We start from the raw sequence: 13,024 nt of genomic DNA on the forward strand, positions 1-13,024 counted from the left end.
AAATAATATAACCCAACGAAAACGGCTGTCATTAGACAGCCGTTTTTTATTTCCTCAATTTCAGTTTATACTTCATAACATCCTTAAGCATCGATTTGTTTTTTTCATTAAAAGCAAGTAATTCAGATGCGATATCCGGTTTAATTGTAATCTGATCGGCTACAATTTCGTAAGCAATATTTTTGGTGATTTCTTCTAAGTCTTCATGTTTTTTAAACTCCTGTTTCATAGCCTTTAAAAACAACTCTGAATTCTCAGCCGAAACCTCTGTTTCATAAATGGAAGTTATGGCTCCGGATAATTTCTCTGTTGATTCGATATTCACAAAATAGTTATTGAGGCAATTGAATGCATCTTTATTGCTTCTCCAGCCCGTTATCAAAACTTCCTGCGCTCCATCAATATTCCAGATTTTATCTTTATAAATAAAAGACGCTTTTACGAATTGATTACTCTCTTTGTACTCGTCTATCACTTTACCATAAAACTTATCTGCTTCCGGTTTGTCCTTTAGAATCGTATACAAATCGCCCACTTTTTCGTTTTGATTGAGTTCTCTGTATAATTCAATTGCCTGTTTGTAAACATGTCCTTTTTCGTAACACTCTGCTGCTTTGTTTTTATTATTACAATATTTAAGATGTACTGCTGCGGCTTCACTGTACAGCTCACCTTCCTCAAGCACATCTGCGGCTTTGTAATGATTTTTAAGCAGTTTCATATATATATGTGCGGCTTTGGCGTAATCTTTTCTTTCTTTAAATTGCTCAGCCATTTTTTCATATCGGCTTTGTATAGTCGAAAAACGTTCCGAATCTATCAAAGCTGAACCTCCTGAACCCGATGGTTGACGTTTTGGCTCTGAATAACTTCTGGAAGAACCGGCTGAGCCACTGTCTTTTACAGCCATGGCAATAATTAACACAAGTGCACCTAAAATCACAACTAAAGCGACAAAAGGGTTCATCCCACTACTACTAGTGCCTGAGGAAGAGCAACTTCGCATGTTTAACAAAAAAATCGATGCAAAAGCTAACGTCAAAACAATAGTAAAAGGTCCACATCCGGAATCGGTGGATTCATTTATCGTCTTTCTTCCTCCTCCTGAAAAAGAGCCACCAGCACCAGCAGCAGAACCTGAACCAATTCCTTCAAAAGAAAGCTTTCCATCAAATCCACCTCTTGCTGTTTTTAAGGTATCCAGAGGAATAGCCATTTTTAAAGCCAGTTCAGGATTTTTATCCAGAAGCTCCAAAAACTTATCCATTTCTTTCTGATTTCCCTGCATTAACTTTTCCATATCAAACGGCAATTCTCCTAATACTTCTTCATCAGAAAATGGTTTTTCTATGTTTTCAAGAATCTCTTCCGTATTAGCTTCGTAACGTAATGACTCTATATGCTGCGGAATATAAACTGTTTTGAAAGGTTCGAGTATATCAATTTCTTTCAAAATTGGCGTTTCAAGTAAATCAATCCAGGAAACCTCATCCTTCAATTCCACCAATCCAATATCTGGATGCATGAAATGATAATGTTCAGAAAATAAACTGTGCCACTCAGCCTTTGTTAACTGAGGGGTCACAATTGTATTTTCGGGAATGAACAATTTATTTTCTATCAATTGACAATAATAGTTCTTTCCAATAGCATCAATTTTAGTCCGACTCTGATCCAAAACTAACAAACAACCAAACAACTCATTGACATCTGCTCCCGGAACCGGAAAAGCTTTGACCAAATGGAACGGTAATCCAATACTCTGAATTTCCTGAAGCCATACTTTGACCAAACCGCTTTTTATAAAAATACCTCCTTTGGGAAATGTATTTTTAGTATTTATTCTAAGTTTAAGTTCCATTTTGTCTTACATTTTTAATAAACGGATCCAGATATTTCTCCAGAAAATCTTTCTCTTTTATACTCATTAGGAAAGAATCTATAATAAAATAATCGTTACCGGAATATTCTGTTTCCGAAGCCATAATTGTCCTTGCGTTTACAATAAAAGGAACATAAAACTTAGGAATATCCTCTTTACTGCTTTCAAAAATTAAAATTCCGTCCTTATTTCTTACCCGGCTTCCATCCTTAGATTCAAAAGACAAGGTTTCGATGTAGCAAATTGCTCCGTTACTTTCTATTGTACTCTTCAACGCTTCTGCTTCTTGTCTTGTCACATCATTCAAAATTACACCAAGCTCTTCATCTACAACAGCTTTACTTTCAACTAAAGATTTGGCTGTATTTAGTTTTATTATTTTAACAAGATCAAGAGCAGATGCTCCTTTGTTTTTCAGAATAAGATTTACTTTTTCATCAAATTGTATCGATGGGTGTTTCCAGTCCTGAGAATAATAACCTCGCTTAGAAAACTCTAAGTGCGTTAAGTTAAATCCGTTAATTGTGATACCATCATTAACAATTGATAATCCTTTTATTTTTTTTATGATACTGTATTTGAATTTACTATTCATAAAATTTTGAACAAAAGAATTTTGTTTTAAGCTATAGGCCGAGAAAGCTTCATTAAGAAAATTATTACCACTGGATCTTATTTTTAAAGCATCATCGACACGCCAATAATAGGTGCCATCGGTTAAATAGAACTCATTTTTATATCCAAATGCATTAACTTTCACTCCTTTAAGATCTTCATCAGAAACCATACTGCTCTTTAACTTCTGTTGATCAATGTTATATACATTAATTCGGGGAGCCGAAGCGCTGACATAACATAATAGCAGTTTTTCACCTTTGTCATTGGTTTTCATGGCAAATTCCCCTTTCTCAAAAGGAAGATTTGATGCTAATTTTTTAAATCCTTTGTCGAACTTATTACTAACAAACCAGTATAAATTTCCATTCAGGTAGGTATAAAAATCCGTTCCGTAATAAAAAATATTCTGGTAACTTCTCTCAATTGGAAATAGAAGAGGAATATCATCGAACTCTGTTTCAGCAGGTTTTCGACGCGGTAAATCTTTCTTCTCTTTATTCCACAATTCCTCCAGCGGCATTATAATATGTTGAAGCATTTTTCTGCCATTATTCTGATTTTTATAGACTTTGATACCTTCGATTTCCATTTCGAAAACATACTTGATCTCGTTATAGTACGCGCTAATCACATTTTTCATTGCAGTAAGTTTCAAACTATCTTCTGAAGAAAAAAGAAATACTTCCTGATTTTTACTGCTGATTTTATTTTGCTGAAAAAACGCTTCAAGTCCCATCGAACAATCCAGTTTACCGCTGAGCTCACTCAAAGCCTCAATAACATCATGAACGTTTTCTAACGGAACTTCTTTAAAATCCTGTCCTGCTATAAAAACTCTGCATTTAATATCCGTTTTTGGATGTCTTGCAATGGCAATCGCCGAAGCAAAAGACAGAATCTTAGGATTTCCCCAGTTTTTTAATGAGCTGTCAATAATCAGAATACGTTCGAACTTATCGGCTTCCGGCGGAACTTCTCTTTGAATATACAGTGCTTCGTTGTTGGCAATTCTGGACATAAAAACATCATCATCATAAGCAAATTCAGAAATTACCAGTTTATCAAAATCACCTTTGTTGGTCAAGTCTGAGATTCCTCCCAAAGGCTGCTCACTCGGATGATTATGGTGCAACGGAATATGAAGTCCGGACCAAAGTCGCTTGATAAGGCTTCCTACATGAAACGTACGGTCGTCCTGAATAAGTTGCTCAATAAAAGTAGCGGTATCAGCAAGATTTTCTTCTTCTAAAATTTCTTCTTTCAGCTTCTCTTTTACCTCTTCATGTGGATTATTCTCCATGGCAGACAAAATCGACTCCACCGTTGGAAAGTTCTTTTTAAGCAAAGCTAGCGTTCTGAAATCTTTTATAAAATTGGCCTCATTAAAAGGCTCTTTTACACCTGCCCTTACCAAATGATGTCTATGCTCTTTGTACTCTTCCAGAATCTTTTTTGCTTTTTCGGAAGAAATTCTGTTGTGACAACCATCAAAAATGGTCTGAAACATTTTCAGTCTTTTTTCTCCCATTTTATATTCATCCGGCAAAGCCGCAAGTTGTCTCATAAAACCAATACTGGCACCTAATCTAAACGAATGTTCTACAGGAAAAGATTTGGTTATTTCCAGGGCTTTTGCCCAATCCTGAATTCTGTCGATAGTTTCTTTACTATCGTGATTGGTTGCTGTAATGGCTAATAAAAGGGTTCCGAATGGCGGAAAATTAGTATCAGAAAGCGCTTCTAAAACTTCAAAGACAAATTTCTCATAACCGATCGTTTGTCCATTCGGAATTGTGATCGTTTCAAATACACTATCGGGAGAAAATATCTGATTTTCCCATTCCCAAAAATAGTCTGTAAACGATTGAAAATATCTTTGAAATTCCATTTTTATTTTATGAAAAAGTTAAGCGAAATGAACTAATTGATAGTGGTTTAATATTTTGTTTTGGAATAGAGGAATAACTGTTATCCTTATTCCAGAGTATTAGGTTTTTATCAAAAGGATTTATTTTATCCTTAAGCGTTTGAGTCAAAACTGGCCATTCAAAATCATATCCCGAAGGCAGTAAAAAATCATTCTTCTGCCAATAGGTATCTCCTTTTAAAGGCAACAAAGGTTTCCCGATAATCAACGCTTTATTATGGATTACAACCCATTGTAAAGGTTCCAGTCGGAATTTTGGAGCTGATTCGATATACACTTTCAATTCCTGATATTCTACTAGTAAAGCCTGTGCTTCTTTTTCCTCTTCTGATCGTTTTAATCCAATCTCAAGCTTCTGATTTATACCAAAAAAGTTATGATTGAAATTCGGCAATGAAACGGGCAAACCTCTCAAAACCGGCGACCATAATAAACCCGAAGGCAGTTTTTTGGACGGTAATTGTTTGCCTCTTTCGAACAACAAATTTTCTTTTAACTCGTATATTTTGGTATACGGAATCTGAAGAAGTTCAGCCGAATTTATTTGTTCGGCCGAAAACTCTTTTATCCAGATCGTGTTGGCTTCAAAAGCAATTTTGAGATTTTCCCAATGCCGCACTGCACCAAGAAAATCTTTATGCTCTTTGTTAATTTCTAAAAAGTACATTTTTTAAATAGTTTGCAGAATTTTTTGCCACAAAGATTCTATATGTTCCTGAATATATTTTTTCTTTTCTGCGTCTTTAATCCAGTCGCAACGCGTTTGAATGTATCGTAATTTATCTTTGATTACGTTCTGTTCTTCAAAAGAAAGACTGTCTTCCTGCCATTTTTCGATCAGATAATTTACTTCCTTCATTACACTTTCTGCATCCGGTGTTTTGTTGTACATCGCCTGTGGATGTGCTTCTGTAGAAGTATCTTTTTCAATAATTTTATTGATGATTCCTTCCAGAATTTCAATTTGCTCTTCGTTGTCCCAGATGTATTTCAACACCCAGAAATCGGATACAATCGATTCTTTTCTACCGCACATTAAAGCACTTGCCGCGATAAGGTTCTGAAGTTTTACGGCACGTCGGTCAGAAACTTTGATTCCGGTATTTCGAAGGCTATGAATAATATCTACATATTCTTTTCGTGTAGCACTCAAATCGACCTGACGACAAAGTTTTTGCAATTCGCGAACCTCATCTGCCGAAATGGTTGGTACTTCTTCCGTTACCGAACCTTCCAGTTTCCATCCTGCAAGTAACACCTGATGCAGTAAATCCGGTTCTACGTAATCACATTTTATACGAATCAAAAAACGGTCTAGTAAAGCATTTAACGATTCATCTTCGGGCATAAGGTTACTTGCGCCAACGAACATCAAGGCCGGTAATTTTTTAGTTTCCTTACCACGACGAAAGATTTTCTCGTTAAGCGCCATCAGCAAACTGTTCAGGATAGCCGAATTGGCGTTAAAAATCTCATCCAGGAAAACCATCGAAGCTTCCGGCATCATTCCGTCAGTATTCGTAATCAATTCTCCTTCTTTCAGTTTTCGAATATCAAACGGTCCAAAAATCTCGTTAGGTTCTGTAAAACGGGTTAACAGATATTCGAAATTTTTGTCGCCCTCGATTCCTTTAGAAAGCGATCTCACGATGGCACTTTTTGCCGTTCCCGGAGGCCCAAGCAAAAAGGCATTTTCTCGTGCCATTAATCCAATTCCCAACAAATCGATGATTTCATTTTTACCAACAAAAGTTTCTTTGATATATTTTAAAACGGCATTTAATTTAGCTGTAGCATTCATTATTTACTTCTATTTTTATTAATTCGTTTATTTTAAAGCTGTGCCCAAAATAGTTTTTGATAGTCTCCAAATCCTATTTCTAGTTGTTTTTTTATAAAATCAGACTGTGCCCATTTTACAGATTTTCTTTGCACGATTCGGTCAACATAAAGTTGAAGCAAACAATCATTTGCCGCAACTACATCAAAACTTATATTTTCGGCATACAAATCAGATCCTATCGCCGAATAATGAAACTGGATTAAATGTTGCTCTAATATCTCAATAATCAAATCTTCCGGATCAATCTTCCTTATTTCTGTTATAATCTGAGGCAAAAAACGAAGACACAAATCTGCCGAAATAATTGCCGAAGCATCTATTACACCAATATAAAAAGGCAAAAGTTCCTTTACATCGCTCATTTTATGCTCTCTATGCAACAAAAGTTGTGTGGCCAAATATACTGTTCTGGCAGCCCATAAAGCGGATTCCGAATTAAAACCTGGTGCTATTCCCGGGTATTCTAAAGTTTCCTTTTCATATTCTGTTTCCAGAAACAAAACGGCTTCGTTTTCCTCTGTTGGGGCAATTGTAATTAACTTATCATACAAAATAACCTGTTCGATTGTTCTGAGATGATAAATAGTATCCAAAAAAGGTGTTTTTATTTTCTCCATATTGTTAATTATACCTATTTTGAATTGGGTAATTTTTTAAGAAAACAATTTCCCGTCTCATACGAAAAATTGTACAGGAACAAATATATTATTAAATCCGAACCTTTGCTCAAATATTATTTTTAGCTTTTGCAATTGTTTTTAACAAAAAAGAGAAACTACAGCTGCGAAAAACTGCAGTTTCCTTCTACAGCTATCAACCATGCATTTTGATAACTGTTTTCAACAAATTAAATTCTAGTTCTTAAGGCACCAATCCAAAATCTTAGCGATATTTTTTGCATCGTCAATACCTCTATGATGTGTTCCCTCCAGTGGAATATTCAATAATTGCAAAGCACCATTCATTCCAGTGGATCTTTTAAGACCAAACTTTTCGGCAAAATGCTCTTTTACATTGATGTGTTCCTCTCCCATCGGATAGGAAATACCAAAGGATTTACATTGCTTCATGAGCATATTCAAATCGTACTGACCGTAACTTGCCCAAGTATATAAATCGGGATTATATTCGTCGATTAGCAAATCGACAGCTTCTTCAAAACCAACTCCGTTTTTGTTCAGTAAATTCTGAGTAATAGTTGTCAGTTCTGTACAAAACGGACTCACACTGGAATGCTGTGGTTTGATTAAAATGCCTTTATTCTGGCTGATTACTCCTGTTTCTGTATCCAAAACCGCTAATCCGATTTCTATAATTTCATTTTGCTGGCCTTTCGGGACTGCTCCCTGCCAGCATGTGGCTTCTAAATCAATAATGATGATTTTATCTGTAGTTTTCATTTTTTAAAATTTTTAAATAATTGTGTTTATATTTTTTAACCGCAAAGGGCGCTAAGATTTGTTTCACGCAGATTTTGCAGATTTTTTAAATAATCCTCTTAATCTTTATAAGCTGTGGCTAAAACTTTGCGCTTTTGCGTCTTTGCGAGATTTTTTTTAACCGCAAAGGGCGCAAGGGTTTACGCAAAGGAACGCTAAGATTTGTTTCTCGCAGATTTGGCAGATTTTTTTAATCCTTTTAATCTGTGACTAAAAAACTTTGTGCCTTAGCGCCTTTGTAGCAGAAAGATTAGAAAAACATACTTTTAATATCTAGAAAGAAACTTCTTTTCTTAGATTTTTTTTCAGGCTTCTCTTTTTTCAGAGCATCTTTCTTTTCTAAAACAGCTTTAACTTTCTCAAGCTTTTTTACTGGTTTTGCTTCTTCTTTTTTAGAAATTTCATAAAACTTTTTGAAAGGTCTTGGCTCAAAATCAACCAAAATAGCTGCCATATTTATAGCATCGATATTTGATGGATCTGTCTCTCCTTTTAAGAACGTTTCAATCGGTCGGAATTTGTCTTTCTTTTCCTTGAACTTATTCTTTTTGGTATGATCAAAATCTAGTCCCAATAGATTCTTGAAAACATTCAAATCATCTTGAGTTGGGTTATTTTCGAAAATAAGCCAGCACAAATCACGCAGTTTACCACGAGAAGGCTTGTATAAATAATCAAAGTATTGACCGCCTTTTTCTGTCTCGTATTTATTTCTAATTGCTTTTTTATATTTTTCTAGTGTATTGTTTTGCATGGTATTTTTTTTTTGCAATTCTTGGAAATCTCAGGAAAGACCAGGTAATTCTTGAGATTTCAGTAGTATGCAAAGCTTTAAAAAGACCTTTACTTTACTGGATAAATACCTCTAAATGAGATAATCTCTAGATTTCACCTTCTCTTTCCATTGCTTAATGTGCTCCGCATTTACCTCTTTACTCGAGGCAAACGCAGATTCACTAAGCTCAACTATACCGTCTTGACCAAACTGATGGCACGACGTAAAAACTATTTCTTGATTCATCCTTAAATTTTTATTATTAAACTTAAACTATCAACATTTACTGCTAACGGTTCCTATTTTACTTTACGAAGATTTCTTTCAATTGACCAATTACGTTTCCGCCTCCAGAAATGGTGATTTCACCAATTTTATCCGCGATTTTTTCAACGTATTCCATCTCTTTCAACTTCCACAGCATTTCGTTTTCTTCCATCAGCTTAGCTGTGTTTAACAAACTTCTTGTTGAAGCCGTTTCTTCTCTTCTCATGATGCTGTTCGCCTGTGCTTTTTTCTCTGCAACCAAAACCTGATTCATAATCTCTTTCATATCACCTGGAAGAATTACATCTCTTATTCCGGCGTCTGAAATTTTCAAACCTAAGTTTTCGATTTTTGAAGCCACTTCTGCCAGAATTTCTTCCGCAATAGCATCTTTTTTGTTTAACAATTCATCCAAGGTCAAACCTCCGATAAAAGCTCTTAAAGCCAATTGCATTGCTACATACAATTGCTTTTCAAAGTCCTTGTTTTCTATCAAAGCTTTCATAATATCAACTACTTGGTATCTCACAAAGAAATTGATTCTCAATCCCGCTTTATCTTTAGTCAACAATTCCTGACCTGATATTTCAACTTGCTGTTGTCTCATATCGATTGTTTTTACTTCGATTGTAATCGCGTTGTTCCAGAAGTAATGCGTTCCAGATTTCAACTCTTTTACAAAAGTTCCGTTCACAAACAACAACGCTTTGTCGTTGCTCGCTACAATAAACTTTCTTACGAAGTATCTCATTTTCACATTTTCCAATAAGTTTACCTTAATGTCTTCTGTGATTTCGATTTTTGACAAATCAGCCTTTGTGAATTCATTTTTCACAATTCCTTTCCAGAAAGCATATCTTCCTGGAGTTAAAACTTCTTTAAAGTTTCCATTCACGAACTGCAATACAATTTCGTTATCGGCAACCTCAACAATTTCAAGCATTGAAGCCAAAACTTCATTTTCCAATAAAATATTCAATTCAAATGGAGCCTGAAAAACGGCATTCATATCGTAGATCAACACATTTTTGTTTCCAAAAATCCAGTGTAAACCTTCTTCTAATACTTTTACTAATTTTCTGTTTTCGAAGACCAAGCCCACTTGGTATCCTCCGATTTTAATTTTCTTTATCATTTTTATTTTGTTTTAAGGTTTCAGGTTTAATGTTTCATGTTCCGAAATCTATAAAACCTTTATCCTCTATTATCTTTATGCTATTTTATTTAAAAGTCAAACGTCTAACTTTTAACATTTAACTTATAACTTCCTTTAATAAAAAACCTCCTTGCCTTTATCCTCCGAAAAAAGCGGGTGAAAAGTTGTCCTTTGTTTACCTGAGTCGTTTGCGATTATCTTTTGTCTTCATGATCCCCAAATCATTTTAACAATCAAACCGAAAAGAAAACAAGTGTTTCAAAAAACAGTACTTTCCGCACTGGCTTTATCATGAGTGTGAAATTTCAGTCCCGAAGCCTCGGGATGGAATTCTTAGTTTCACTGACAAAGACAAATCAGTTTTTCTAACTGGTCATCTTTTTAAGAGTGATGGTCTCTACTGTTTACAGATTTTCAGTCTGTTGACTTACCAATTTGTCTAACCGAAGCGTATTCGGTGTAGGACTCGAACCTACATAAACACTCTAATGTTCTATCCGGATTGAACTACCGTATTACTACGAGTGGGATTCGAACCCACAACCCTTAGATTCCTTGTGTGTGATAGTTTTTTGGAAAACCATCAAAACCTCCAAATCAAGTTGCATAGAAAAACATAATCCGCCTCTGCGAAAAGTTCCCTACAATGGTGCTATACAGAAACACTCAACTGGACTTGTTTGATATTTTTAAACAAAGCCTATACTTTGTTGTATTTCAGTTTTTAAAAGAACTTCTTTTATTTCTTATTCAAATATTCAAATTACACTGCGCAATTATTTTGCGCAGTGCAAAAGAAATTAGTTAATCCATTCGATAACAGTTGACAAATAAACTTGTCGCACCTCTTCAAATCGGGTTATATTTGGTATATGGTTTACTTCTAATAAATATTTAGTACCATCTTTGGCGACGATATAATCATTTCCAATCATATCCATTTGCAAAGTGTTCCTGATATAGATAGTATCCTCTAACAAGTCCTGATCTACAGTCATAAAAGTCGCATCGTCCGGATGAATTGATTTTAACCAGTCGTCGCCTTCCAGTTTAATCTGCCAATAGGTATCGCCAATCATCATGATTCGAACTGCTTCGCCTTCGTAAAAAGGTTCGATAGTAGCAGTAAATTCGCTTTCCCACTCTCCTGTAAAACGATGTTTGTTTTCGCCACAATGCCAGTTTCCCCATTTTGCAACAGTATCACCCGTTGCATTGACAGAAGCGCCGGCACTTACAAATCCGCGTGGAGCACTAAATCTGGAAAGAGATAAAGCTTTTACCAGACACGGAATCTTAAATCGGCAATCCAACATCGCAGAAGCTTTTGGATAACAATCGCCACCCCAGATTGCAAGACCTGCAATAAAGTCAAAGTCATTATCATAAATTCCGTAATAGACCACTTTATCAACCGGCAACATGCCAATTCCGTTAGATTTTTCCATATAAAGAATTTCATCTTTCACTACAATTTTTGGTATCGACTGATGCCAGATAATATGTCCTGAATATTGTTTTTTTATGATGTCATATTCTTCCTGTTCAATTCCAACAAGGGCTATTCGGTTGTATTTTTGTTTCATCGTTTTTAATTTAAATGTTACTTTTTTCTGCCACGAAGGCTCTAAGGCACAAAGTTTATTTTTCTTAGCGTCTTGGCAACTTTGCGAGAATATTGCACGCTATTACATCTTTAAAATCTCTCGCAAAGTCGCAGAATCGCAAAGTTTTCTTTTTAAGCCAACTTGAGAAACCTGTATGGTTTTCCGTCTTATGACACACTCAATATTTGTCTGGGAAGCAGGATTCGAACCTGCGACCTCCCGCGTCCAAGGCGGGTAAACAACCACCGTTATCTTCCCAGTTTTTTCAAAGACCCTGAGGTAGCTAAGGCTTAAAAAACTTAGATTCTTAGAACCTTAGCATCTTTAAAAAAAGCGGTTCATACGGGAATCGAACCCGTTTCTCCCGAGAGACAATCGGGAAGGTTAGCCAGTAACCCCAATGAACCTGTTCCTTCTAGAGAACGTGTGATTTTGGAAGGATTCGAACCTTCGACCATCTGCTTAGAAGGCAGACGCTCTATCCAACTGAGCTACAAAATCATTTATTTTTTGTTTTGCCACGAAGGCGCTAAGCCACTAAGTTTTTTTTTACGCTTATTAAATCTTTGCGACTTTTTGCCTTCGTGGCAAAACTATAAGCATAAAAAAAGCACCCGATCAAAGGTGCTTTACAAAATTCAACGTGATATAACTATCCTATTGCCTATATTGATGCACCTGCATTGTGAAACGTCCAAGATCAAATCTTGCGTTTACTGGTAATCCGTATGATATTTTATTTTGTAAAGCCATTTTATATGTTGTATTATATTTTAAAAATTATTGTTATTATTTGAAACGCTGTGTTTCAATTTTGTTCGGCAAAGATAATGTCGAAAAAATCATATTTCCAAATATCTTTTAAGATTATTTATCTGATTTTCAAATAGTTAATCCTAAAATTAAAGCAAAGAAATTCCTGTCCGCAAACTGGTGCAGATTTATCTTTTTATCAAATGACTGTTACTCATTAGATTACTTCTCAAGATTATATTTCGCTATTTTGATTAATCATTAAACATTTGGTCAATTATTTTTTTAGTTTTTTTAGTTAATACTTCTTTTTAATCATTTTTCAATCTCTTTTTTCTACTATTAGACAAATTCGAATTGTCTAAAAACAAAAAAAGCGTCCTACAATGTGGACGCTTTTACTATTTTATGATGAGTTTGACTCTAAATTTTACATTTTAATTTCATAAAAATACATATAGCATCCTGATACTTTAGCCGGAAGTGATCCTGCTAAGTGGTCAAAATATTTTGCTATTGAAAGTCTCATATGTATTTTTCTGTTTTTATTACGGGGACAAATGTAGTATATTTTATATTAATTTAACAAAACATCTCTAAAATATATTTTTTTATAACAAAAAAAATCCCTCGTAAATTATTTTTAATAAGTGATGCTTTTTATTGGTATTTATCAATATTGAAAATAATTCTATTTAAACGTGAATTTTTTACCGATTCGCTACCACTAAAACGCGAATTGGAACGTCTTTTTAAT

9 protein-coding genes and 2 tRNA genes are annotated in these 13,024 nt (G+C 34.9%); all 11 read right to left on the bottom strand.

Annotation, left to right across the window (positions count from 1 at the left end; genetic code table 11):
- Positions 1-46: 46 nt before the first annotated feature.
- Positions 47-1,861, bottom strand: coding sequence for a hypothetical protein (locus HYN56_RS23130; RefSeq protein WP_109194364.1), 1,815 nt, complete (start codon positions 1,859-1,861; stop codon positions 47-49).
- Complete coding sequence (locus tag HYN56_RS23135) at positions 1,851-4,388, bottom strand: ribosomal protein L7/L12 (RefSeq protein WP_109194365.1); 2,538 nt, start codon at positions 4,386-4,388, stop codon at positions 1,851-1,853. Before HYN56_RS23135 ends, HYN56_RS23130 begins: the two co-directional genes overlap by 11 nt.
- A 7-nt stretch (positions 4,389-4,395) precedes the next feature.
- Positions 4,396-5,094 (bottom strand): hypothetical protein, encoded by a 699-nt coding sequence (locus tag HYN56_RS23140; RefSeq protein WP_109194366.1) that lies wholly within the window; start codon positions 5,092-5,094, stop codon positions 4,396-4,398.
- A gap of 3 nt (positions 5,095-5,097) precedes the next feature.
- Positions 5,098-6,228 (bottom strand): AAA family ATPase, encoded by a 1,131-nt coding sequence (locus tag HYN56_RS23145; RefSeq protein WP_109194367.1) that lies wholly within the window; start codon positions 6,226-6,228, stop codon positions 5,098-5,100.
- A 32-nt stretch (positions 6,229-6,260) separates the two neighbouring features.
- Positions 6,261-6,887 (bottom strand): hypothetical protein, encoded by a 627-nt coding sequence (locus tag HYN56_RS23150; RefSeq protein WP_109194368.1) that lies wholly within the window; start codon positions 6,885-6,887, stop codon positions 6,261-6,263.
- A gap of 237 nt (positions 6,888-7,124) precedes the next feature.
- Entirely contained in the window at positions 7,125-7,670 is a 546-nt protein-coding gene (locus HYN56_RS23155) for a 3'-5' exonuclease (protein ID WP_109194369.1), read from the bottom strand.
- A gap of 289 nt (positions 7,671-7,959) precedes the next feature.
- Complete coding sequence (locus tag HYN56_RS23160) at positions 7,960-8,463, bottom strand: hypothetical protein (protein WP_109194370.1); 504 nt, start codon at positions 8,461-8,463, stop codon at positions 7,960-7,962.
- Between the two features lie 325 nt (positions 8,464-8,788).
- The gene (locus HYN56_RS23165) at positions 8,789-9,886 is read right to left on the bottom strand and encodes a slipin family protein (protein WP_109194371.1); all 1,098 of its coding nucleotides are present in this window, start codon (positions 9,884-9,886) and stop codon (positions 8,789-8,791) included.
- Positions 9,887-10,707: 821 nt separating this feature from the next.
- Entirely contained in the window at positions 10,708-11,493 is a 786-nt protein-coding gene (locus HYN56_RS23170) for an ATP-grasp domain-containing protein (RefSeq protein WP_109194372.1), read from the bottom strand.
- Between the two features lie 209 nt (positions 11,494-11,702).
- Positions 11,703-11,774 (bottom strand) — tRNA-Pro (locus tag HYN56_RS23175).
- 167 nt (positions 11,775-11,941) lie between these two features.
- Positions 11,942-12,015, bottom strand: a tRNA-Arg gene (locus HYN56_RS23180).
- Between the last annotated feature and the right edge of the window lie 1,009 nt (positions 12,016-13,024).

The sequence above is a fragment of the Flavobacterium crocinum genome, from assembly GCF_003122385.1.
In the GTDB taxonomy this organism is placed as follows: Bacteria; Bacteroidota; Bacteroidia; order Flavobacteriales; family Flavobacteriaceae; genus Flavobacterium; species Flavobacterium crocinum.

Bases quoted from the DNA above. Each gene is read 5' to 3' on its own strand.
- HYN56_RS23130 (WP_109194364.1), bottom strand. From the start codon at position 1,861: ATGGAACTTAAACTTAGAATAAATACTAAAAATACATTTCCCAAAGGA.
- HYN56_RS23135 (WP_109194365.1), bottom strand. From the start codon at position 4,388: ATGGAATTTCAAAGATATTTTCAATCGTTTACAGACTATTTTTGGGAA.
- HYN56_RS23140 (WP_109194366.1), bottom strand. From the start codon at position 5,094: ATGTACTTTTTAGAAATTAACAAAGAGCATAAAGATTTTCTTGGTGCA.
- HYN56_RS23145 (WP_109194367.1), bottom strand. From the start codon at position 6,228: ATGAATGCTACAGCTAAATTAAATGCCGTTTTAAAATATATCAAAGAA.
- HYN56_RS23150 (WP_109194368.1), bottom strand. From the start codon at position 6,887: ATGGAGAAAATAAAAACACCTTTTTTGGATACTATTTATCATCTCAGA.
- HYN56_RS23155 (WP_109194369.1), bottom strand. From the start codon at position 7,670: ATGAAAACTACAGATAAAATCATCATTATTGATTTAGAAGCCACATGC.
- HYN56_RS23160 (WP_109194370.1), bottom strand. From the start codon at position 8,463: ATGCAAAACAATACACTAGAAAAATATAAAAAAGCAATTAGAAATAAA.
- HYN56_RS23165 (WP_109194371.1), bottom strand. From the start codon at position 9,886: ATGATAAAGAAAATTAAAATCGGAGGATACCAAGTGGGCTTGGTCTTC.
- HYN56_RS23170 (WP_109194372.1), bottom strand. From the start codon at position 11,493: ATGAAACAAAAATACAACCGAATAGCCCTTGTTGGAATTGAACAGGAA.